This window comes from Mangrovimonas aestuarii, assembly GCF_028767185.1.
GTDB classification, from domain to species: domain Bacteria; phylum Bacteroidota; class Bacteroidia; order Flavobacteriales; family Flavobacteriaceae; genus Mangrovimonas_B; species Mangrovimonas_B aestuarii.
Map to the genome: position 1 here is coordinate 379,490 of NZ_JARACK010000001.1, position 23,939 is coordinate 403,428.

Below are 23,939 nucleotides of genomic sequence, written 5' to 3' on the forward strand. Positions count from 1 at the left end.
TTATCAAAGGACTTTTTTTATGCTCAATTTCTACTTTTTCAATTTAAGATAATACGTATATTTGCTAAACTTTTTACAAGCAATGAAATACAACAGAATTTTACTAAAACTCTCCGGAGAAGCCCTAATGGGGAGTAGGCAATACGGCATTGATCCTGAGCGATTAGCAGAGTATGCTCAAGATATTAAATCAATTACAGATAAAGGTGTGGAAGTAGCTATCGTGATTGGTGGTGGAAATATTTTCCGCGGTGTATCGGGAGCTAGCAATGGAATGGATCGTGTTCAAGGTGACCATATGGGAATGTTAGCAACTGTAATTAACGGTTTAGCTTTACAAAGCGCCCTTGAAGATGCTGGCGTACCTACTCGTCTTCAAACAGCAATAAAAATCAATGAAGTTGCAGAACCTTTTATTAGAAGAAAAGCGATGCGACATATGGAAAAAGGTCGTGTTGTCATTTTTGGAGGAGGAACTGGGAATCCTTATTTTACAACAGATTCGGCAGCTGTATTAAGAGCTATCGAAATTGAAGCCGATGTGATTTTAAAAGGAACCCGTGTAGATGGAATTTATACTGCTGACCCAGAAAAGGATGATAACGCCGTTAAATTTGACCAAATTTCCTTCGACGATGTATTAAGAAAAGGGCTTAAGGTAATGGATACTACTGCCTTTACATTAAGCCAGGAAAACAATTTGCCTATTATAGTTTTCGATATGAACAAAAAAGGAAACTTACTTAAAGTTGTTTCTGGTGAAAACATTGGAACAGAAGTAAATATATAATTTTATAACTTAGCTGTTTGTAAATCATTAATTATGACTGACGATATACAATTTATATTAGATACCGCTAAAGAAGCTATGGAAAGCGCTATTTCGCACTTAGAAAAGCAATTGGCAAACATTAGAGCAGGAAAGGCAAGCCCAGCTATGTTGGGTAGCGTAACCGTAGATTACTATGGTTCTCAAACACCTCTTAGCCAAGTAGCCAACATCAATACTCCAGACGGAAGAACTATTTCTGTTCAGCCATGGGAAAAAAACATGCTTCAAGAAATAGAAAAGGGTATTATGGTCGCTAATATTGGTTTTAACCCTATGAATAATGGGGAAACCATCATTATTAACGTGCCGCCTTTAACAGAAGAACGCCGTAGAGAACTTGCCAAACAAGCCAAAGCAGAGTCTGAAGATGCCAAGGTTGGAGTTCGTAATGCACGTAAAGATGCTAATAACGATATTAAAAAACTTGACGACATTTCTGAGGATGTTCAAAAGAATACCGAAGTAGATGTTCAAAGTTTAACAGATTCCTATATAAAGAAAATTGACGAAATTTTCACCAATAAGGAAAAAGAGATAATGACAGTATAAAAAAAGCGGCTTCAGGCCGCTTTTTTATTATACCTGTTTTTAACATATACCTTATCTACTTTAATTTTCCTTTCAACAAACTTTTACTCTCTGTATTATAAAGCAATTCATTTAGGGAATAGATAGGTTTTTTCTACCTTTGCCAATCTTTTAAAAGGCTATGCTTAAATTATTCACAACACGATTTTGGGATGTTGTCGCAAGGCTAATACTGCGCAACAAAATAGCAATATTAATCTCATTAGTAGCGATTACCGTTTTACTCAGTACGCAATGGAAATATATGCGTTTCACCTACACGGAAGCCAATCTATTGCCAGACGACCATGAAGTAAACTTGGTTTATAACGATTTCCTAAAAACCTTTGGAGAAGAAGGTAACTTAATTGTTTTAGGAGTTAAAGATTCAACTGTATTCACAATTGAAAACTTCAATGCCTGGAATGACCTTTCCGACTCGTTCAAAGCTTATGATGAAGTAGATGCTGTAGTCTCAATAAAAGACCTAAAAAAATTAGTCAAAGACACTGATGCAGAAAAATTCAAACTAGAACCTTTTATTCAAGACTCCATCCATTCTATGGAGCAACTTGAAAATTTGGAGAATCAGTTATTTGAGCAATACCCTTTTTATGACAATTTCCTTTATAACAAGCAAACCAAAACCATAAGAACAGCTATATACCTTAAAAAGGATATTGTAAATACACCGGCAAGAAAAGACTTTATTCTAAACACCTTAAAAGATAAAATAAATTCTTTTGAAACTAATACAGGCTTGGATGTTAGAGTTTCGGGTATGCCATATATCCGTACGCTTAACTCTCAGAACATTGTTGATGAAATTGGAATGTTCATCGGCGCTGCTTTGTTGGTAACCTCACTGATTTTCTTTTTCTTTTTCCGTTCTTTTAGGGCTACATTTATCTCATTGATTGTGGTTTGTGTGGGTGTAATGTGGACTTTCGGAATTCTTGGGTTGTTAAAATACGAGATTACTGTTCTTACTGCTCTTATACCTCCTCTCATTATTGTAATAGGGATTCCTAACTGTATTTTCCTAATCAATAAATACCAGCACGAAGTAAAATCTCACGGCAACAAAGTAAAGTCACTACAACGTGTTATTACCAAGATCGGAAATGCCACATTGATGACCAACATAACTACTGCCTCTGGGTTTGCAACCTTCATACTTACTGAAAGCAAATTGTTAAAGGAATTTGGTATCGTGGCATCATTGAGTATTATTGCAATCTTTATCCTCTGCTTACTTATCATTCCTATTATTTACACGTTTTTACCTTACCCTAAAGAACGACATTTAGAACACTTGAACAGACGCTGGATTGGAGGCTTCTCAAACTGGATGGAGCGCATGGTAAAACACAAACGTATAACTATTTACATTTGTTCGGTTGCCACGTTAGCGTTAAGCATAATAGGTATCTATCAAATAAAAGTATCGGGAAGTCTTATTGAGGACATGCCGAAAAAAACGGAGTTTTTTAAAGACATACGTTTCTTCGAGAAAGAATTTAATGGTATTATGCCTTTGGAAATAATGATTGACACAAAACGTAAAAAAGGTGTTATGAATCTTTCCAACATAAAACGGATGAATGAACTCGAAGAGTTAATAACGGAAATCCCAGAATTATCTCGTCCAATCTCTGTTGTAAGCCTTGTTAAATATTCTAAACAGGCTTTTTATAACGGTAATCCTAAATACTACCAGTTACCAACTTCACAGGAAAAAAACTTTATCCTGTCCTATGCTAAAAACTCAACCTCGGGCAATGATTTATTAACGAGTTTTGTTGATAGTACAGCACAGTATGCCCGTATCACTACTTTCATGAAAGATATTGGCACAGACAGAATGGAACGTATCGAAGAACAACTACAGGCCAAGATAGATAAGATTTTCCCTAAGGAAAAATACAATGTTATTATTACAGGAAAGGCCTTAGTGTTCCAAAAGGGGACTAACTATCTGGTTAAAAACCTAGCTATTTCTTTATCATTGGCCATTTTATTAATCTCATTATTCATGGCCTACATGTTTAGGTCATTCAAAATGATTATTGTTTCACTTATTCCTAACCTACTTCCTCTGTTGATTACTGCAGGGTTAATGGGATATTTGGGAGTCCCAATTAAACCATCAACAATTTTGGTGTTTAGTATTGCCTTTGGTATATCTGTAGATGACACCATTCACTTTTTGGCTAAGTACAGACAGGAATTACAAGCTAACCACTGGAAAATTAAACCTTCGGTTTATGGAGCATTGAGAGAAACGGGGGTTAGTATGTTCTATACATCTATCGTATTATTCTTTGGTTTCTCTGTATTTACAATCTCGAGTTTTGGAGGTACAGTAGCTTTAGGTGCACTGGTATCTGCAACGCTATTATTTGCTATGCTATCTAATCTTCTTTTATTACCATCATTGTTGTTGTCATTAGAACGCAGTATAGCCAATAAGGAAGTTTTGAAAAAACCATCTATCAACATTATTCCTGAAGATGGTGAGGAAACAGATGAAAATCAACAATAACACAATTTTTAAGATTATATAAACAATTATCTTTGCAGTTTAAAATTTGATTTAAAATGAAGTTAAGTACAGTTGGAGAATTATTATCTCAAGATATAAGCATTCACGATGTAGAAGTAAAGGGTTGGGTAAGAACGTTTAGAGCTAATCGCTTTATCGCTTTGAATGATGGTTCGACTATCAACAACATTCAATGTGTTGTCGATTTTGAAAATACAGACGAAAACACTCTTAAGCGAATTACCACTGGTGCTGCTGTTCATTTAAAAGGAGAATTGGTCGAGAGCCAAGGAAAAGGTCAAAATGTAGAAGTACAAGTAAAAGAAATTCAAATTCTAGGAGATTCAGACCCTGAGACCTACCCTATTCAGCCTAAAAAACACTCATTAGAGTTTTTACGTGAAAATGCACACTTACGAACCAGAACCAACACGTTTTCTGCTGTCATGCGATTACGTTCGGCTTTGTCATTTGCGATCCACAGTTATTTCAACAAAAATGGTTTCTACTATATGCACACTCCTATCATTACTGGAAGTGATGCTGAAGGTGCCGGTGAAATGTTCCGCGTTAGTGCTTTAGATCCTAAGACTCCACCTTTGACAGAAGATGGACAGATAGATTACAGTAAAGATTTCTTTGGAAAGGAAACCAATCTTACTGTATCTGGTCAGTTGGAAGCAGAGACTTATGCTATGTCTCTTGGAAAAGTATATACTTTCGGCCCTACTTTTAGAGCTGAAAATTCTAATACTTCAAGACATCTAGCTGAATTCTGGATGATTGAACCAGAAGTTGCCTTTATGGATCTTGCCGGAAACATGGATTTGGCAGAAGACTTCATGAAATATGTCCTTAACTATGTTTTGGAAAACAACAAAGAGGATTTGGAGTTCCTTGAAAGCCGATTGATTGATGAAGATAAAAAGAAACCTCAGGCTGAGCGCAGTGAAATGACCTTGACGGAAAAACTTAGGTTTGTTGTTGACAACAACTTTAAACGTGTAAGCTATACAGAGGCTATTGATATTCTTAGAAACTCCAAACCGAACAAAAAGAAAAAGTTCAATTACATTATTGAAGAATGGGGTGCAGATCTTCAAAGTGAACACGAGCGTTACTTGGTTGAAAAACATTTTAACTGTCCGGTAATTCTTTTTGATTACCCAGCTAACATTAAAGCCTTTTACATGCGTCTTAATGAGGATGGCAAAACCGTTCGTGCAATGGACATCCTTTTCCCTGGAATTGGTGAAATAGTTGGAGGGTCCCAACGTGAGGAGCGTTTAGATGTATTAAAAGAAAAAATGGCAGCCCTAGGTATTGAAGAAGAAGAACTTTGGTGGTACCTAGACCTTCGTAAATATGGTAGCGCTGTACACTCTGGTTTCGGATTAGGGTTCGAGCGTTTGGTAATGTTCGTTACAGGTATGGGCAACATTAGAGATGTTATTCCATTCCCTAGAACACCTCAAAGTGCAGAGTTCTAAAAAGTATAATAAACCCACGATACAAAACAATCTAGATACCCTTTATCTAGATTGTTTTTTTTATTTTTATACTCATCCAAAACCGCTATATGCTTAAGCAACAGTTACAGTTTAAACTATCGCAAAAATTGTCTCCGCAACAGATTCAATTAATGAAATTGATTCAGTTGCCAACACTTGCTTTTGAACAACGCTTAAAACAGGAACTTGAAGAAAACCCAGCTTTAGAGGGTGGTAAAGAAGAAACTAATGACGAGTTCGACGATTTTGATAATTCGATTGATGATTTTGAAGGAGCTGAAAGCATTGAAGCAGAAGACATCAATGTTGATGAATATCTAAGCGATGATGAGATTCCTGACTACCGCACTCAAACTAGTAATTATAGCCCGGATGATGAAGAGAAAAATATTCCTTACGCTGCCGGCACATCATTTACTCAGCACCTCTTAAATCAGCTTAATACATTTATATTAAGCGATGAAGAACGTGATATAGCCGAATTTTTGGTCGGTAGTGTAGACGATAGTGGATATATACGTCGTGACATTATTGATATCATGGACGATTTGGCCTTTACTCAAAACATATACACTTCAGAGGATAAAATAGAAGAGGTTCTTAAAACAGTTCAAGAACTGGATCCTGCAGGCGTCGCTGCAAGAAACCTCCAAGAATGTTTGAGTATTCAATTACACAGGAAGGATAAAACACAACCCATTAATCTGGCCTGCCAAATTATAGATGAAGCTTTTGAACAATTTACCAAAAAGCACTACCAAAAGTTAATGCAGAAGTTCGATGTGAATGAGGAAGAACTTAAGAGTGCTATTGAAGAGATTGAGCGCCTCAATCCTAAACCTGGTGGTTCTTATTCTGGCAACAATAGAATAGTAGAACATGTTATCCCTGATTTTGCCATTAAAATAGTTGATGGAGAACTTGAATTAACTCTTAACGGCAGAAATGCACCGGAACTTCATGTGTCCCGAGAGTACAACAATATGCTAAAAGGATACAAAGAAGCTAAAGAGAAATCTAAATCCCAAAAAGATGCCGTTCAATTCATAAAACAAAAACTGGATGCTGCCAAATGGTTTATTGAAGCCATAAAACAACGTCAGCAAACACTTTACGTGACCATGAACGCCATTATGGAACATCAGAAGGAATATTTCCTTACAGGTGATGAACGCCTCCTAAAACCGATGATATTAAAGGATATAGCCGACGCTATAGATATGGATGTATCAACAGTATCACGAGTTGCAAACAGTAAGTATGTTGACACACCTTATGGCACTAAATTGATCAAGGAACTTTTCTCTGAAGCCATGAAGAATGATCAAGGAGAAGACGTTTCCACAAGGGAGATTAAGACTATTTTACAAACGGTTATAGATGAAGAAGACAAGAAAAAACCTTTAACCGATGATGCATTATCAAAAATTTTAAAGGGTAAAGGTTATCCAATAGCAAGACGTACAGTGGCCAAATATAGAGAACAACTAGATATTCCAGTTGCTCGATTACGTAAAAAAATTTGATGCATCAGATCCAGAAAGCAATATCGTTTGTATTCCATCCCATAATAATGCCGCTGGTTGGTGTGGTATTCTATTTTTCGAAGTCTCCAAGGTATTTACCTTTTCCAATAATACAGTCTAAAGTTATATCTGTATTTTTATTAACTTTTCTCTTACCTGTACTTCTTTATTTTTTACTTAAAACCATAGGGAAAGCAGAATCAATTTATTTAAAACGAACCAAAGAAAGGGTTTTACCATTATTACTTAATTGTGCAATAATCCTACTTATTTTGCGTCGTGTTTTACCCCCAAACGAAATTATAGAACTCTATTATTTTTTTGTTGGTATTTTACTTTCCAGTCTAGCTTGTTTGGTTCTTGCTATGTTCAATTTTAAGGCAAGTATTCACATGATTGCCGTCTCTGGTATATTAATGTTTTTTATGGCTCTAAGCATCCACTTCAGTATTAATATCAACGGATCTTTGGCGTTGATATTCATTATTTGTGGAGCTGTTGCTAGCTCTAGATTACACCTGAATGCTCACACAGTAAAAGAACTAGTAGTAGGATTTTTAGTTGGTTTTTTACCTCAATTGATTATGATAAACTATTGGCTATAAAATATAAAAAATAAGTCCAATTTGGATATTACTCATTTCTAAAACACTTCCATCCCTAAGCTTGGTACTGTCTTCAAAAAGTGGATTAAGCCCATAATAAATATGAAGATTAACAGCTCCATAAAGAGCACTTAAAGTGGCTCCATAGCGCAGTTTATTGAATTCATTAATATCACTATACTTTATGGTACCTAAATCGCCTTTGAATTTAGAACGATTAGCAAAAGTATAGCCTAGTTTAAAGCCTCCATAAATTCTCCAAAACTTATGCTTTTCTGCTGTGGAAGTGCGCCATCTAAATTCAAGTGGAATTTCTACTTGATGAATCATTAAGCGGTTGACCGAATAATTAACATCAAGATCTGTTATAGGGTTAAAAATAGTTTTGCCATTATCATCAGAATAAATCGCTAGATTATTGTTAAATGAATTATAGGAATAGCCAACCCCTAAACCTATAGAAACATTACGTCTCTTATTTATTGGCATATCACGAATAAAACCAGCCATAATCCCTACAGAAAAACCACTTTGAGAAATTCCATCTGGTTTTTCGGTAAGCAATCCATAAGTAAATCCAAAATAAAATTGATCTTCCCTGTAAAGGCTATCTAATTCTATCTTGGTATCAAGATTATTCTCTTGAGCATTAGCACAAGGGATCAGCAGAACACAAAAAATTAAAGCAAAAATGTACCGCATAAACAAATATCATTAAACAATGATAGCAAATTATTACGTTAAAAAGAAAGGCGCTTTGATTAACACAAAACGCCTTTACTGAATATAAAATTAAGAGTAAAATTAATTGTTTAGAGCTTGTAAAGCATTGCCCTTGTTAGTAGTATAATTAATTTTTAGGGCATTAACCTTACGCAACTCTTGTTTGATATCAGTAATTAACCCCATATTACAATCACGATCCACTTTTAGTGCTGTTGTTAAATACGGAACTAATTCTTCTCTTTTAGCTGCTCGTTCAGCTGCTATAAAGGCAGCAATATCCTTAACGTCTGCAAACTTATCGTTTAATTGGATTCTAGCTTCCTTACCGTATTTATCCAGATATCTAGAGCTTGGTTTTCCAGCGTAGATATACATAACCAAGTCTTTTTTATCTAATTTTTCAACTTGATCGGCAGTTGGTAAACTATTCTCAATCATAAGCGTGTTTTCTCTCATAACAGTCGCCACCATGAAAAAGAATAACAGCATAAATACAATATCTGGTAACGATGCTGTAGATATAGCTGGTAAGTCGCCTCCTTTTTTCTTTTTAAATTTAGACATAGTTAAAATTTTATCTAATTTGACTGTTTAGGCTCTGCTTCAGAAAATTTCTGTGGAATTAAAGTTTTAATTCGTTCAAGCTTTTCTTTCAATTTATCCTTTTGAGCAGAAGATGTTCTGGGGTCATTATACTTAGCCTCAGCCTCTACAAAACTCATATTGTCTCCTGGAAAAGCTCTCTGATATTCTCTATTTCTCAGCTGATTATAAGCTGCAATAATTTCATTTTGAACTGCAATATAAATTTTATATTTAGTAGCCCGATCATTTTGTAATGAAATAATAGCTTTTTCAAAATTAACAGAAGATTTTGGATTTTTCTTCCCCTGACAGTATTGACAAGCATCATTTCCTGTCCCTGCCCCATTATCTAAGAAGTCAACGGCAGCTTGACGTAAATCCTTAATCTCAATCACTCTTTCTTCTCCACCGGTTTTTAGAAATAGTTCATTATTTCTGTTAACCATTAACTGAAAAATGTTTCTTTCCTTAATGATTGGAGGGTTCTCTTGATTTTCCTCCATTGGTGGCAACTTACGGTTTAATCCAGAATCGGTTTCTATAGTCGTAGTTACTAGAAAGAATATTAATAATAAGAAGGCAATGTCAGCCATTGAGCCCGCATTCACTTCTGGTGCCGCACGTTTTGCCATATTACTTCAACATTTTTTTAATTCCTGTAAACAGCATTGCTCCACCTGCTATGGCAGCTAAACAATAAAACATATAAAGTCCAGCACCGACCCATCTTGAGCCGTTGGCAGAAAGTGCATCCCCATCTCTTAAAGGTGTTACTTCTCCTTTAGCAAACCCAAAATAGCATATTATTAATAGTAATAGAAATGCTCCAACTCCCATTAATGTACTTTTAAGTGATGCTGTATTCGTTAGTAAGTTCTTCAAGGTGAAGATCAAAACAAAAAACAGAGCAATGGCGAATATCACATATGCAATGTACATCAATGGATTTACAATACTATCGCCTCCTTGCTCAATGGCGCTATCTCCTGCTCCTATAATTCTAATAAGAAATATAATAGAGATCACACCTACAGCAGCTGCTACATAAGTTATTATTTTTTGTAAGTTCATAAAATACTTTTTTTAAAGTGGATTATTACTTCTTGCTTCTGATCAACAAGTCCATTAAGTTAATCGATGCATCTTCCATATCGTTAACGATACTATCGATTTTAGCAATAATGTAGTTGTAGAAAATTTGAAGAATAATAGCAACGATCAAACCGAATACGGTTGTTAATAACGCTACTTTAATACCTCCTGCCACAAGTGATGGTTGCATGTCTCCAGCTGCCTCAATCTTATCGAAGGCTTGAATCATACCAATTACCGTACCCATGAATCCAAGCATCGGAGCTAGAGCGATAAATAATGAAATCCAAGAAACGTTCTTTTCTAACTGACCCATTTGTACACCTCCGTAAGCCACAACAGCTTTTTCTACAGCGTCAAGCCCTTCGTCAGTTCTATCTAAACCTTGATAAAAGATAGAAGCAACAGGTCCCTTAGTGTTTCTACAAACCTCTTTAGCAGCTTCTACACCTCCAGAATGAAGAGCGTCTTCTACATTTTGAGTAAGTTTTTTAGTGTTAGTGGTAGAAAGGTTCAAAAAGATAATTCTCTCAATAGCAATCGCTAAACCAAGAATTAAACATAACAAAACGATTCCCATGAATCCTGGCCCACCTTCTATAAAACGCTTTTTTAACTCTTGGTGGAAAGATTTTGATTCAGCAGGAGATGCATCATCGGCGGCATCATCTTGAATGGAAGTAACTACTGTAGTTGCAACAGTGGTTGCAGTAGTAGTAGCATTTACAGTTCCGATTGCCATAAAGCATAGAATGGCTAGGATAGAAAATAATCTTTTCATTGTTCTTGATCTTAATTTTATTAGTTAAAGTGTTAAAGATATAAAAAAAAGTAACTAAAATAAAAAATAAGCAGAGAGGAAGGGATTCGAACCCTCGATACGCGGTTAGCGTATACACACTTTCCAGGCGTGCGCCTTCGACCGCTCGGCCACCTCTCTGTATGTTAATTTTATCCTTTAATTACGGCGGGTCAAATAACGAAAAAAACTTTACACTGTAAAATTTTACAGGTTAATTTTAGGTCATTTCTCCCCGTAGTGAAGTTTGATAAATTGTCTTGAACGTTCTGTTGGAAATATTCTGGCCCAAGATATACATTAATTTACAAACTGCAGCTTCTGTAGTGATGTCCTTACCTGAAATAACGCCCATTTTGCGTAGTTGTTCACTTGTTTCATACTGTCCCATGATGACACTTCCTCCTGAACATTGAGTTACATTAACGATATAAATACCTCTGGCTGTGGTTTTTTTAAGAAGTTCCAGAAACCACTCTGCTGTAGTTGTATTTCCAGCTCCATAAGTTTCCATAACAACACCTTTTAGTCCGAGAGTGTTAAAAATACTTTCTAACAATTCTTTTCTTATGCCTGGAAACAACTTAACTATAGCAACATTATTATCCAGCTTTTTATGAACCAAAAGCTTTTTCCGAGCATTTGGCTTGAACAACTTCTGAAATTCGACCTTTAAGTGTACGCCAGATTCCGCCAAAGCAGGGTAATTTAATGAAGCAAATGCCTCAAAATGTTCTGCATTAATTTTAGTTGTGCGGTTTCCTCGGTACAGTTTATACTCAAAGTACAAACAAACTTCTTTTATAACGGGTTTGTTATAGCGTTTTAAAGATGCTATTTGAATTGAAGTAATAAGATTCTCCTTAGCATCGGTTCGCAAATCCCCTATTGGCAATTGTGACCCAGTCAGAATAACCGGTTTTGCCAAGTTTTCCAGCATAAAACTTAAAGCTGATGCCGTATAGCTCATGGTATCACTACCGTGCAACACGACAAACCCATCAAACTCATTGTAATTGTCTTCAATTACCTCTGCAATTTGCACCCAATATTCCGGGCTCATGTTACTGGAATCAATTGGTTCATCAAAAGACATGGTCTCTACGTTACAATCCAATAACTTCAATTCTGGAATACGCTTAAGGAGATTGTTAAAATCGAAAGCTCTAAGCGAACCGGTTTCAAAGTCCTTAATCATACCAATGGTACCTCCTGTATATATAAGGAGTATTCTTGGTTTTGTTTCAGGCATTGGTGGTGTCATATTCCAAAAACGTCTTTTGAATTTTGAGTTGTAATAGCGGCAATCTCTTGTACCGATTTACCATAAATAAAGGCTAACTTCTCTAGTACATTAATTATATAAGCACTTTCATTTCGCTTTCCTCGATATGGAGTTGGCGCAAGGTAAGGGGAATCGGTTTCCAAAACAATATGAGATAGCTCTATTTGTTCTAAAAATTTGTCAATTTTACCATTTTTAAAGGTAGCCACTCCACCTATTCCCAATTTCATATTTAGATTGATAGCCTGATGAGCTTGCTCCAATGTACCTGTGAAGCAATGAAAAATCCCATAAAGATTATCTGATTTTTCCTCTTCCAAAATCTCAAAAATTTCATCAAACGATTCTCGGCAATGAATCACTATTGGCAAACTATGCTTCTTTGCCAAGTTTATTTGATATCGAAAAGCTTCCTGTTGGATTCCCAAAGTAGATTTATCCCAATACAGATCAATCCCAATTTCCCCTACGGCGTAAAAAGATCTTGAAGCCAGCATCTCTTCAACATGTGACAACTCCTCTTTATAGTTTTCTTTTACATGCGTTGGGTGTAACCCCATCATCAAAAACATTTGATCTGGATAGCTCTTTTCTAAATCCAACATTGACTGTGTGTAAGTAGAGTCGATAGCAGGGATAAAAAAACGTTTCACACCAAGCTCGTTGGCTCTTTTAATCATAGCGTCACGGTCTTCTTCAAAAGCTTCACTATATAAATGAGTGTGGGTATCGGTAATAATCATAGCGCAAAAATAATTGATTTTACATGATTATATTTGCACAACCATAATTAATTGAATGCAAGCACTACAAGAATTCCTTTTAGAAAAAGGATATACCAAAATAAAACTACGATTAAGTAAGACCAACCACTTTGAGATAAAAGCATCTATAAATGGTGTTAAGGGGTTGTTTATTCTCGATACGGGCGCATCGAGCTCCTGCGTAGGACTCGACACAGTTGATCTTTTCAAACTGAAAGTAAAAGATTCCCACATAAAAGCTGCTGGTGCTGGCGCTATTGATATGGACACCCAAATTTCCAAGAAGAACAAAGTGCGTATAGGAAAGTGGAAAAAAGACAATGTTGCCCTCATTCTTTTTAACCTTATCCATGTGAATACAGCCCTTACCAATCATGATTCAAAGCCTGTTGATGGAATAATTGGGGCCGATATCCTAAAAAAAGGTAAAGCCGTAATAGATTACGAGAAACGATACCTTTACTTGAAACTACCCGAGAATAAATAATTTTCTTACTTTTAAGTCATGGGTGCATCTATAGTTATCGCGGACGACCATCCTTTAATGCTTCGAGGGATGATGGATTTTCTAACATCTAAGGGATATAACATTATTGGCAGTGCCGAAGACGGCAAAACAGCCTATAACCTAATTGTAAAATTAAAACCAGATATTGCTCTTCTTGATATAAGGATGCCTTTTAGAACTGGTTTAGAGGTTGCTGAAGAATGTCAGAAAAACAAATTAAGTACAAAAATAATACTTATAACATTTGATAAAGAAGACAATCTTTATGATAAGGCTCTAGAGGTTGGTGTTTTTGGCTATATCCTAAAAGATTTTGCGGTTGAAGAAATTGAATCGTGTATTACTAGCGCCCTAAACAACAAACCTTACTTTAGTGAGGAGATTGCAGAATATTTAAATCACAATAACCGTTCATTAAAGGAACTCGAAGTTTTGACAAAAACTGAAAAGAAGGTTGTATCCCTTATATCTGAAAACCTGAATAGTCAACAAATAGCCGATCAATTACTCATATCGAAACGCACAGTTGAAAAGCATAGAAGTAATATTGTTAACAAACTTAATTTAGAAAAATCAACAAGCGCTTTAAGTGTTTGGGCAAAAGTGAACAAAGAACATTTATAAAATACGTATAAACACGTATTTTTTTTATTGTTTGTTTTACATACCTTTACAATGCTATTAATCGGTTCTTAGGGAGAATTGTTAAAGGCTCTGGGTTACTTTAATCCAGAGCCTTTATGACTTAAAAGACCTTTTTGTATTTCCTTCAAAAATCATTCTTCTTATTCACCCTTGCAGGATTTCACCTTTTATAGTTCATTAACATAATAATTTTAATTCTATCAATTTTCAGTTATCTACATATTGCTCTATAAATAACATCTAACATCAAGATTGAGTAAAAATACGTATAAACACGTATTTTTTTTTAGCAACAAACAGCATACCTTTACAAAGCTATTAATTAGTTCTTAGGGAGAATTATTTAGATTACTCTGCGTCGAGAGGCGCAGAGTTTTCATTTCTAAAAGCAGACTTAGTAGAAATTAAAATTATAGCTATGAAAGAACAAACAAATCCTCACAGTAAGACATTATTAATAGGGCTGTTAGTTGTAATAATAGCTGTAATTGCAATAAATATAGCCGTCAATTTCGGAACTTAATCCATTTAATACACCCTGATTTTAACCTACCTACCAGTTTTTCTTATTTTATTATTAGTTAGTTAGTACTAAAAAAGCGCATCCCCAATGAGATGCGCTTTTTTATTTTACTTATATTGAGCGTTTTTTATAACTCTAAGGCTTTCTTGATATCATTATCCATTAAAAGTTCTGCTGGGTTTTCCAATGCTTCCTTAACAGCTACAAGGAATCCAACGCTTTCTCTTCCGTCAATGATTCGGTGATCGTAAGATAACGCCACATACATAATAGGACGAATCTCCACTTTACCATTAATGGCTACAGGACGCTCAACAATATTGTGCATTCCCAAAATACCACTTTGAGGAGGGTTAATAATAGGTGTAGACAACATACTGCCAAATACACCTCCATTAGAAATAGTAAAGGTACCTCCAGTCATTTCGTCTACAGTAATCTGTCCATCACGAGCACGTAAAGCCAAACGCTTAACTTCAGCCTCAACCCCTCTAAAGGTTAAATTTTCAGCATTTCTGATAACAGGAACCATAAGTCCTTTTGGCCCTGAAACCGCAATGCTGATATCACAGAAATCATAGCTAATCATTTCTTTACCATCAATCATTGAGTTAACAGCCGGATAAAGCTTTAATGCTCTTACCACTGCCAATGTAAAGAAACTCATAAATCCAAGACCAACACCATGCTTAGCTTTAAATGCGTCTTTATATTCATTTCTCAATTCGAAAATTGGAGACATATCAACTTCGTTGAAAGTAGTCAACATAGCAGTTTCGTTCTTTGCAGAAACCAATCGCTCTGCCACTTTTCTACGTAACATAGACAATTTAGAACGAGATTCCCCACGACTACCACCAGTAGGAGTTCCCATAGATGGTACTGCCTTTACAGCATCATCTTTAGTAACACGACCATCTTTACCTGTTCCTTTCACTTCTGTAGCGGCAATTCCTTTTTCTGCCAAAATCTTTTTGGCAGCAGGACTTGCAGAACCTGTAGCATAAGTATCAGCTTTAGCACTCTCTGTTGCAGGAGACGCCTCTACTTTAGCAGGTGCTTCCTCAACTTTAGGCGCTTCTGCTTTTGCTGGAGCATCACCTTCTGGTTTAGCAGCGCTAGTATCGATTAAACATACAATTTCGCCTACCGCTACAGCATCACCCTCTTCCGCTTTCAAGGTAATTGTTCCACTAGCTTCCGCCGGAAGCTCAAGAGTAGCCTTATCACTGTCAACCTCAGCAATGGCTTGATCTTTTTCTACATAGTCACCATCTTGAACCAACCATTCGGCTATTTCAACTTCAGTGATGGATTCTCCTGGTGAAGGAACTTTCATTTCTAAAATCATCGTATTCTATATTTTAGTTTTATTCTTTTATCGTTGATTATTTTTTGTTTTATCGAAAACGAAGTCAATAACTTCTTGATGTCTGTTCTTAGAACGTACAGAGCTTCCTGCCGCTGGTGCACCATATGGACGACGCGATGCTACTCTAAACGTTTTAGCTTCATCAAGATGCATTAACATATGGCTGTAAGCCCCCATGTTTCTTGGCTCTTCCTGTGCCCAAACCACATCATCGGCTTGGCTGTATTTTGCCATTACTTCTCTAATTTGATCCGCAGGCAATGGGAACAATTGCTCCACACGCACTAAAGCTACATCCTCGCGACCTAATGATTCTTTTGTCTCTAACAAGTCGTAGTAGAACTTACCGGTAACGAATACCAAAGTTTTCACTTTAGACGCAACAGCTTCAGCGTCATCTATAAGCATTTGGAAACTTCCGTTTGCAAATTCATCAACACTTGAGATTACTCTAGGGTGACGCAACAAACTCTTAGGGGTAAATACGATTAATGGCTTTCTGTAACCCGCTTTCATTTGTCTTCTTAACAAATGATATATGTTTGCAGGCGTAGTACAATCGGCAACAAACATATTGTCTTTAGCACAAAGCTGTAAGTAACGCTCCATTCTTGCTGAAGAGTGCTCTGCTCCTTGACCTTCATAACCGTGAGGCAACAACATAACCAAACCATTTTGAAGTTTCCATTTATCCTCTGCGGAAGAAATGTACTGATCCAACATAATCTGTGCACCGTTACTGAAATCACCAAACTGCGCTTCCCAAATAGTTAAAGCTTTAGGACTTGCCATAGCATAACCATAATCGAAACCTACAACACCATACTCAGATAAAAGTGAGTTGTAGATATAGAAATTACCTTGGTTATCGCTTACATTGTCCAATAAGATTACTTCTTCCTCACTATCTTCTACCTTAACAACGGCATGACGGTGAGAGAATGTACCACGCTCAACATCCTGACCTGAAATCCTAACATCGTAACCTTCTTCAAGCAATGTTCCGTAAGCTAAGTGCTCGGCCATAGCCCAGTCTAACTTATTTTCTTCGAACATGGTCTTTCTAGAAGTAACCAAACGCTCTATTTTACGGATGAACTTTTTATCTTTAGGTAAAGTTGAAACAACATCGGCAATACGTTCAAGTTTATCTTTAGGATAAGTAGTGTCTATCGCCTGCATCATACCTTCTTCTGCAACGCTGTTAAAGTTTAACCACTCATCCTGCATAAACGGAGTAATTACCGTTTTAGTTTCTTTTCTTGAATCCTCTAACTCTTCTTCTAAAGTAGCCTTATATGCATTTTCTAAGTCTGACACAAAACCGTTATTAATAACACCTTGAGACATTAACTTTTCTGCATAAATATCTTTTGGATTCCTATGTTTTGAAATTGCTTTATAAAGTTTTGGCTGAGTAAAACGAGGCTCGTCTCCTTCGTTGTGACCATACTTTCTATACCCTAATAAATCGATGAATACGTCACGCTTAAATTGCATTCTAAAATCCAATGCAAATAGCATAGCGTGAACAACAGCTTCAGCATCATCAGCATTTACGTGAAGTACTGGTGACAAGGTTACTTTACCAATATCTGTACAGTACGTACTTGAACGTGCATCTAAGTAGTTAGTTGTAAATCCAATTTGGTTGTTTACAACAATATGAATGGTTCCGTTGGTTTTGTAACCATCCAACTTAGCCATTTGCACCACCTCGTAAACCAATCCCTGCCCAGCAATAGCAGCATCACCATGCACGACTATCGGAAGCACTTGAGATGGGTTTTCAACATATTTTTTGTCCTGTTTTGCTCTTGCAATACCTTCTACTACCGCCCCTACAGTTTCAAGATGCGATGGGTTTGGAGCAATATTCAGGTTAATTTTATTTCCTGAGTTTGTATGACGATCACTAGTCCACCCTAAGTGGTACTTAACATCACCATCAAACACCTCTTCGTCGTAATCCTTACCGTCGAACTCGCTAAAAATAGCTTTAGCCGACTTTCCAAAGATATTTGTCAAGGTATTTAAACGCCCACGGTGAGCCATACCCATTACAAATTCCTTAACGCCGTACTCTGATGCTTTTTCAATAACCGCATCCAAAGCAGGAATTAAAGATTCTCCACCTTCTAATGAAAATCGCTTCTGCCCTACATACTTTGTGTGAAGGAAGTTTTCAAAAGAAACTGCTTCACTAAGCTTTTTAAGGATATGCTTTTTCTGATCTGGAGAAAACTGAGGTTGGTTATCATTAACATTCAACCTTTTCTGAATCCACTCTATTTCTTGCGGATCCCTAATATACATATATTCAACACCTATGGCGTCACAATAAATACTTTCCAAGTGCCTAATAATTTCTCTCAATGTCATAGGCTTTAAGCCTAGTACACTACCTGCTTCAAAAACAGTATCAAGATCAGCTTCTGTTAAACCGAAGTTTTCTACAGCCAAGGTTGGCGCATACTTTCTACGTTCACGAACTGGGTTTGTTTTTGTGAACAGATGACCGCGGGTTCTGTACGCATCGATTAACTTAACAACTTGAAATTCTTTGGTTAGACTTTCCGACACATGCTCGCAAGATAAATCACCAATGGCTTCACCATCTATTCCGTAGCTTTCACTACCGAAATCATAACCTTGAAAAAAGGCTCTCCAACTTGGTTCAATAGAATCGGGATTTTGCAAATATTGGTCGTACAACTCAGCAAAGTACGCTGTATGGGCTGCGTTTAAAAAGGAATATTTATCCATTATTTTCTTTGAGACATTCTCGCTTTGACAAAATTTTTTCAAAAATACAACTTTTACGAAAAATAGGTATGCTTTTATTATATTTATAACATTCTTGTTTCACAATTTCTTAGATTATGAAAAAGCCCAACCATTATCAATCAAAAAAGCACTGTACTCTAATCCTTTTATATTCATTTTTCATACTCTTAACCACATTCTGTTTTGGTCAAAATGACAAGTCTGATTTCTGGGAAAATGTTAGGTTTGGAGGAGGTTTAGGTTTGAGTTTCGGAGACGGTTTTTTCAGCGGAACATTAGCCCCTAGTGCCATTTACCAGATTAATGACCAATTTGCTGCTGGAGTCGGCCTTAGCGGAACCTACAACAAGCAAAAGAATTATTACGAATCTTATGTTTTGGGAGGAAGTTTAATAGGGCTTTACAATCCAATACCTCAGCTACAAATATCTGCTGAACTTCAGGAATTACATGTAAATCGTGATTACGACAGCCGGACTATATTTACCGATGAAACCTATTGGTACCCTGCGCTTTTTTTAGGAGTAGGATACCGAACAAATAATGTTACTTTTGGAGTAATGTTCGATGTGCTTTACGATGAAGACAAAAGTATTTACGCCGAGCCATGGGCGCCGTTTGTTAGAGTATATTTTTAGTATTTGTGCTTATACCACACTTTTTGCCACTCCCTTCTCAAGATCAAAAATGAAACTTGAGCAGAAAGCCCAACCGTATCACTACCATCCAATTGCTTAATTTGGGATTCTGATACATCTATTATATAAAGAAGGTTAAGGTATTCACCAAACTTATATTGAATAAGATTGAACACTACTTCGTGAAGTTGCTTCTTTAACTCATCGGGAGAAATAGATTCACTAAACTCCAAGTCGATATTGGCAAGCAAAAAATCTTTATTAAGCTGAAAAACCAACTTTGAATAAAGATCAAGTTCATTTGCCTGAACAACAAGCTCATTAAACGAACCCGGCAACTGCATTATACCTCTCGATTCATTAATTGTTCACCAAACGCAATAAGCTTCGCTTTGTTCTCTGGCAAAATATCCAATGTTTCAAGTATAGAAAATGCTTTATTGGTATAATTTACAATCTCTTGCTTGGTAGCCTCGGCCGCCCCACTGTTCACAAAAAACTCTTTTACGCTCTCTATCTTTTCAGACTGGTCATCTGGTACCAAGCTGTACAAGTGTCTTAACTCATTAGATTCATCTTCACTGGAGAACTCCAAAGACTTTATATATAGATAAGTTTTCTTGTTTTCAATAATATCACCACCAACTTGTTTCCCAAACGCTTCCGGATCACCAAAGGCATCTAAATAATCATCCTGCAACTGAAATGCTACACCTAAAAATTTGCCAAAATCGTAAATAGCCTGTTGGTCGTTTTCAGATGCTTGAGCTACAATAGCTCCCATTTTCATGGCAGCACCAACCAAAACAGCCGTTTTATACTCAATCATTTTTAGATACTCTTCAACAGAAACATCATCTCTACTCTCGAAGTCCATATCGAACTGCTGCCCTTCACAAACCTCCAAGGCTGTTTTACTGAAAAGCTGAGCCAACAACTTAAAGGTATTAGCTTCATAATTTTCAAACAGTTGATAAGCCATGATCAACATTGCATCACCAGATAGAATACCTGTATTAATATCCCACTTCTCATGCACGGTTTTTTTACCTCGACGCAACGGAGCATCATCCATAATATCGTCATGAATCAACGAAAAATTATGAAACATCTCAATACTCAATGCCGCATTCATCGCTTTATTAAAGTCACAGTTAAAAACCTCTGCCGCCATTAAAGTCAACACTGGTCGCAATCGTTTCCCTCCAAGATGAAGAATGTATTCTACTGGTTCATAAAGCGACTTTGGAGTTCTGTCAATATTGAATTCTTGCAGATAATTAGCAAATGCTTTTTGGTAATATGAAGTTGTTTGCATGGTTGTTGTTTGCATGCCGCAAAAATAGTGCAAATCAATTTACAAACACAACCTACACAAACTAAATGTTAATATTTCCAAAAAACGACGGAAACTTTTTTTGTTTTTAAAGTTTCCGTTGTAATTTTGCCGCGATTATGAAAGAAAAGATATTACAACACGCATCTGAGATGTTTTTAACCTACGGTTTTAAAAGCGTCACTATGGACGATATAGCCAACGGAATAGGCATCTCTAAAAAAACAATTTACCAACATTTCGATAACAAAACGAAATTGGTAGAAGCAACCACGAACTATATAATGGATAACATTTCATGTGGTATTGACCAGATATGTGAAATGGACAAAAATCCAATTGAAGAGATTTTTGAAATAAAAAAGTTCGTAGCTAACAACCTTAAAGACGAAAAATCGTCTCCTGCTCATCAACTTCAAAAGTATTACCCTAAGATCTTTAAAACGATTAAGGAAAAGCAGTTTGAAAAAATGAAGGAGTGCGTCATACATAACTTAAATCGTGGACTAGAAAAACAACTCTATAGAGATTCTATTCAAGTTGAGTTTATTTCAAGGTTGTACTTCAACAATATGATGGCTTTAAAAGACAATGATCTTTATCCACAGACTCAGTTTTCAATAAAATTTCTAATGGAGAATTATTTGGAGTACCACCTTCGTGGTATTTGCACTCCAAAAGGACTTGAAACCTTAAACCAAATATTAATCAATAATAAATCAGAAGAAGAAAAAATCAGCTAATGAAAAAATCGCTAATTCGTGGATTGTTTTTGTTGTTCGGAATAACAACTATGGCTCAGGATATTCCTGAAAAAATGAGCCTGCAGGAAGCAATAAACTTTGCTCTTGAAAATAACAGACACGCAAAAAATGCATCTCTTGATATTGATGCTGCTGAAAAGCAAAAATGGGAGGTTACCGCCACAGGGCTACCTCAACTTAATGCCAATGTTGATTACCAACACTGGCTTAAACAACAAGTATCGTTAATTCCTGCTGAAGCTTTTGGAGGTGAACCAGGTGACTTTGAAGAAGTTGTATTCGGAACTAAGCACAATATGGCGGCTACAGCAACACTTTCTCAGTTAATTTTTGATGGTTCTTATATTGTTGGTTTGCAATCAGCAAAAGTGTTCTTGGAAATCTCCAAAAATGCTAAAGTAAAAACCGATTTAGACGTCCGTGAAACCGTTATCAATGCTTACGGTAACGTACTTCTAGCCGAAGAAACAGTGAATATTCTTGAGCGCAACATAAGTGTTGTTGATAAGAACCTTAAAGAAACCATTAAAATTTACGAAAACGGACTAGAGGAAGAAGAAAGTGTGGAGCAATTGGAGATTACACTTTCCGGTCTAAAAAGTAGTCTCAATAATTCGGAACGATTAAGGAAACTTGCTTACCAAATGCTAAACATAGCATTAGGTATAGATTATAATGAATCCATAACCCTAACCGATGATCTGGAAATACTTTCAGAAAGAAATATGGATTTAACAATGATGCAAGACTCCGACGAAAATGTAGAAAACACTATTGAATATAGAATTGCATCCAATGAAAAAAGGTCTAAAGAATTATTGGTAAAACTTGCAAAAAGCAACGCCCTACCGAGTCTCAGTGCCTTTATTAATGGAGCATACAATGGTTTCAGTGATAACTTCTCCTTTTTGGATGGAGACCAACGTTGGTTCGGGTCTTCTCTTTTGGGTGTTAGTTTAAATATTCCAATTTTTAGCTCTTTGGGCAGAAGCGCTGCTACACAACGCGCAAAAATTGATTTGGACAAAGCCGAAATACAACTAACAGAAGTTGAACAGCAGTTAAAACTCCAAATCGCCAATGCCAGAAGTGAATATCAATTCGCTGTAGAAGATTACCAAAACAAAAAACTAAACCTTGAATTGGCAGAACGCATTGAGCTAAAAAACCAAACCAAATTTTTTGAGGGCATTGGCACTAGTTTCGATTTAAGGCAAGCGCAACTACAGCTTTATACCGCACAAAAAGACTATTTAGTTGCCATGTTGGATATCATCAACAAAAAAGCAGCTCTTGAAACAATTTTAAATACAGTTAATTATTAATCATACCGTAAAAAAAACCATATAAATGAAAACTTTTTATTCCATCATATTAGCCTCTCTTCTACTCACTTCATGTGGTGAGGGAAAGAAAAAATCTATTGAAGAAATTATAGATGGAGGCGATTTGGCAAAAATTCGTGAAAAGAGAACAGAAATAGTTGCACAACAACAAGAGGTAGAAGCAAAACTTCAGCAACTTGATAAGGCTATTTCAGAGCTTGACACTATTAAAAGACTTCCTTTAGTAACAACCTTTAAGGCTAAACAAGAAACTTTCGATCACTTTTTGGAATTACAAGGAAACGTTACTACCAAACAAAACTTGGTAATACACCCAGAAATGGCGGGTATTCTTCAAAATGTATACGTAAAAGAAGGTGATTTTGTAAACAAAGGACAGTTATTAGCTAAAATAGACGACGGTGGCCTAAGCCAACAATTATCTCAATTGGAAATTCAAAAGGAGCTAGCTAAAACTACTTTCGAGAGACAAGCCAGACTTTGGGAACAAAAAATAGGAAGTGAAATTCAGTACCTTCAGGCTAAATCCAGCTATGAAGCACAACAAAAAGCTGTTAAACAACTTAGAAGCCAATTGGACAAAACCGAAGTAAGAGCTCCTTTTTCTGGTGTAATTGATGATGTAATTACAGAACAAGGTAGTGTTGTGTCTCCAGGTCAGTCAGAACTCATACGTATTGTAAACTTGAGCAATATGTACATTGAAACAGATGTTCCAGAACGTCATATAAAAAATGTTATTCCTGGCAAGAAAGTAAAAGTAGAATTTCCTGTCTTAGGAGAATCTATAGATGCAACAATAAGACAAGCTGGTAACTACATCAATCCAGCAAACCGTACATTTAAAATAGAGGTTGCAGTGCCAAACAAGAACAAGGCTATCAAGCCTAACTTAACGGCCAAACTAAAAATTAACGACTACACTAACAATAAGGCGCTTTTAGTTCCTCAAAGTATTATTTCAGAAAATGCAAATGGCGAGCAATACATCTACGTTGTGGATAGCTTAAATGGGGACAATGAAGGAGTTGCCAGAAAAATGATCGTAAAAACGGGACTGGTTCAAGGTGATGTAATCGAAATATTAAATGGCCTACATGACGGTATTGAAATTATTCAAGAAGGAGCTAGAAGTGTGAAGGATGGACAAACAGTAAAAATCATCAACTATTAATCCCTAAAC

General features: G+C 36.2%; 23 protein-coding genes and 1 tRNA gene. 12 read left to right on the forward strand and 12 right to left on the reverse strand.

The window, feature by feature from the left end; all coding sequences use genetic code 11:
* Positions 1 to 82: 82 nt before the first annotated feature.
* The 6 genes from pyrH (at position 83) to PWU04_RS01825 (ending at position 7,586) form a co-directional block, all read left to right on the forward strand.
* Entirely contained in the window at positions 83 to 790 is a 708-nt protein-coding gene (pyrH, locus tag PWU04_RS01800) for a UMP kinase (protein WP_274474090.1), read from the forward strand.
* Between the two features lie 33 nt (positions 791 to 823).
* A complete protein-coding gene (gene frr, locus PWU04_RS01805; RefSeq protein ID WP_274474091.1) occupies positions 824 to 1,381 on the forward strand; it encodes a ribosome recycling factor in 558 nt (185 codons plus the stop codon).
* Between the two features lie 160 nt (positions 1,382 to 1,541).
* Complete coding sequence (locus tag PWU04_RS01810) at positions 1,542 to 3,944, forward strand: efflux RND transporter permease subunit (RefSeq protein ID WP_274474092.1); 2,403 nt, start codon at positions 1,542 to 1,544, stop codon at positions 3,942 to 3,944.
* 56 nt (positions 3,945 to 4,000) lie between these two features.
* On the forward strand, positions 4,001 to 5,434 hold the full coding sequence (gene asnS / locus PWU04_RS01815; protein ID WP_274474093.1) for an asparagine--tRNA ligase: 1,434 nt from the start codon (positions 4,001 to 4,003) through the stop codon (positions 5,432 to 5,434).
* An 89-nt stretch (positions 5,435 to 5,523) separates the two neighbouring features.
* Positions 5,524 to 6,981: an RNA polymerase factor sigma-54 gene (gene rpoN / locus PWU04_RS01820; protein WP_274474094.1), complete on the forward strand. Its 1,458-nt coding sequence runs from the start codon at positions 5,524 to 5,526 to the stop codon at positions 6,979 to 6,981.
* On the forward strand, positions 6,981 to 7,586 hold the full coding sequence (locus PWU04_RS01825; RefSeq protein ID WP_274474095.1) for a hypothetical protein: 606 nt from the start codon (positions 6,981 to 6,983) through the stop codon (positions 7,584 to 7,586). Before rpoN ends, PWU04_RS01825 begins: the two co-directional genes overlap by 1 nt.
* Here the strand turns inward: PWU04_RS01825 and PWU04_RS01830 are convergent.
* The 8 genes from PWU04_RS01830 to PWU04_RS01865 all read right to left on the reverse strand — a co-directional run bounded on the left by PWU04_RS01830 (position 7,581) and on the right by PWU04_RS01865 (position 12,816).
* On the reverse strand, positions 7,581 to 8,288 hold the full coding sequence (locus PWU04_RS01830; protein WP_274474096.1) for a porin family protein: 708 nt from the start codon (positions 8,286 to 8,288) through the stop codon (positions 7,581 to 7,583). The genes PWU04_RS01825 and PWU04_RS01830 overlap by 6 nt on opposite strands.
* A 102-nt stretch (positions 8,289 to 8,390) precedes the next feature.
* Positions 8,391 to 8,876, reverse strand: a complete 486-nt coding sequence (locus tag PWU04_RS01835; protein WP_274474097.1) for an ExbD/TolR family protein — start codon at positions 8,874 to 8,876, stop codon at positions 8,391 to 8,393.
* Positions 8,877 to 8,890: 14 nt separating this feature from the next.
* Positions 8,891 to 9,529, reverse strand: coding sequence for an ExbD/TolR family protein (locus PWU04_RS01840; RefSeq protein ID WP_274474098.1), 639 nt, complete (start codon positions 9,527 to 9,529; stop codon positions 8,891 to 8,893).
* Position 9,530: 1 nt separating this feature from the next.
* Positions 9,531 to 9,968, reverse strand: coding sequence for a hypothetical protein (locus PWU04_RS01845; protein WP_274474099.1), 438 nt, complete (start codon positions 9,966 to 9,968; stop codon positions 9,531 to 9,533).
* Between the two features lie 25 nt (positions 9,969 to 9,993).
* Entirely contained in the window at positions 9,994 to 10,770 is a 777-nt protein-coding gene (locus tag PWU04_RS01850; RefSeq protein WP_274474100.1) for a MotA/TolQ/ExbB proton channel family protein, read from the reverse strand.
* Positions 10,771 to 10,841: 71 nt separating this feature from the next.
* Positions 10,842 to 10,929, reverse strand: a tRNA-Ser gene (locus tag PWU04_RS01855).
* Between the two features lie 79 nt (positions 10,930 to 11,008).
* Positions 11,009 to 12,052, reverse strand: a complete 1,044-nt coding sequence (locus PWU04_RS01860) for an asparaginase (RefSeq protein WP_274474101.1) — start codon at positions 12,050 to 12,052, stop codon at positions 11,009 to 11,011.
* A complete protein-coding gene (locus PWU04_RS01865; RefSeq protein WP_274474102.1) occupies positions 12,049 to 12,816 on the reverse strand; it encodes a TatD family hydrolase in 768 nt (255 codons plus the stop codon). Before PWU04_RS01865 ends, PWU04_RS01860 begins: the two co-directional genes overlap by 4 nt.
* A gap of 55 nt (positions 12,817 to 12,871) precedes the next feature.
* Between PWU04_RS01865 and PWU04_RS01870 the strand changes: the two genes are divergently transcribed.
* Together PWU04_RS01870 and PWU04_RS01875 are read left to right on the forward strand one after the other, a co-directional pair.
* Positions 12,872 to 13,324, forward strand: a complete 453-nt coding sequence (locus PWU04_RS01870) for a retropepsin-like aspartic protease family protein (RefSeq protein WP_274474103.1) — start codon at positions 12,872 to 12,874, stop codon at positions 13,322 to 13,324.
* A gap of 18 nt (positions 13,325 to 13,342) precedes the next feature.
* Complete coding sequence (locus PWU04_RS01875) at positions 13,343 to 13,969, forward strand: response regulator (protein ID WP_274474104.1); 627 nt, start codon at positions 13,343 to 13,345, stop codon at positions 13,967 to 13,969.
* Between the two features lie 671 nt (positions 13,970 to 14,640).
* Here the strand turns inward: PWU04_RS01875 and odhB are convergent.
* Positions 14,641 to 15,864, reverse strand: coding sequence for a 2-oxoglutarate dehydrogenase complex dihydrolipoyllysine-residue succinyltransferase (gene odhB / locus PWU04_RS01880; protein ID WP_274474105.1), 1,224 nt, complete (start codon positions 15,862 to 15,864; stop codon positions 14,641 to 14,643).
* Between the two features lie 27 nt (positions 15,865 to 15,891).
* On the reverse strand, positions 15,892 to 18,651 hold the full coding sequence (locus PWU04_RS01885) for a 2-oxoglutarate dehydrogenase E1 component (protein WP_274474106.1): 2,760 nt from the start codon (positions 18,649 to 18,651) through the stop codon (positions 15,892 to 15,894).
* Between the two features lie 116 nt (positions 18,652 to 18,767).
* Between PWU04_RS01885 and PWU04_RS01890 the strand changes: the two genes are divergently transcribed.
* Complete coding sequence (locus PWU04_RS01890; protein ID WP_274474107.1) at positions 18,768 to 19,310, forward strand: alpha-ketoglutarate decarboxylase; 543 nt, start codon at positions 18,768 to 18,770, stop codon at positions 19,308 to 19,310.
* Here PWU04_RS01890 and PWU04_RS01895 read toward each other — a convergent pair.
* Positions 19,307 to 19,654: a hypothetical protein gene (locus PWU04_RS01895; RefSeq protein ID WP_274474108.1), complete on the reverse strand. Its 348-nt coding sequence runs from the start codon at positions 19,652 to 19,654 to the stop codon at positions 19,307 to 19,309. The genes PWU04_RS01890 and PWU04_RS01895 overlap by 4 nt on opposite strands.
* Positions 19,654 to 20,628: a polyprenyl synthetase family protein gene (locus tag PWU04_RS01900; protein WP_274474109.1), complete on the reverse strand. Its 975-nt coding sequence runs from the start codon at positions 20,626 to 20,628 to the stop codon at positions 19,654 to 19,656. The genes PWU04_RS01895 and PWU04_RS01900 overlap by 1 nt, the downstream gene beginning before the upstream one ends.
* A 137-nt stretch (positions 20,629 to 20,765) precedes the next feature.
* On the opposite strand from PWU04_RS01900, the gene PWU04_RS01905 reads away from it, so the two are divergent.
* From PWU04_RS01905 to PWU04_RS01915, 3 genes are read left to right on the forward strand one after another with little or no spacing between them, the layout of a single operon-like run.
* Entirely contained in the window at positions 20,766 to 21,389 is a 624-nt protein-coding gene (locus tag PWU04_RS01905; protein WP_274474110.1) for a TetR/AcrR family transcriptional regulator, read from the forward strand.
* Positions 21,389 to 22,735 (forward strand): TolC family protein, encoded by a 1,347-nt coding sequence (locus PWU04_RS01910; RefSeq protein ID WP_274474111.1) that lies wholly within the window; start codon positions 21,389 to 21,391, stop codon positions 22,733 to 22,735. The genes PWU04_RS01905 and PWU04_RS01910 overlap by 1 nt, the downstream gene beginning before the upstream one ends.
* A 25-nt stretch (positions 22,736 to 22,760) precedes the next feature.
* The gene (locus tag PWU04_RS01915; RefSeq protein ID WP_274474112.1) at positions 22,761 to 23,930 is read left to right on the forward strand and encodes an efflux RND transporter periplasmic adaptor subunit; all 1,170 of its coding nucleotides are present in this window, start codon (positions 22,761 to 22,763) and stop codon (positions 23,928 to 23,930) included.
* Positions 23,931 to 23,939 lie beyond the last annotated feature (9 nt).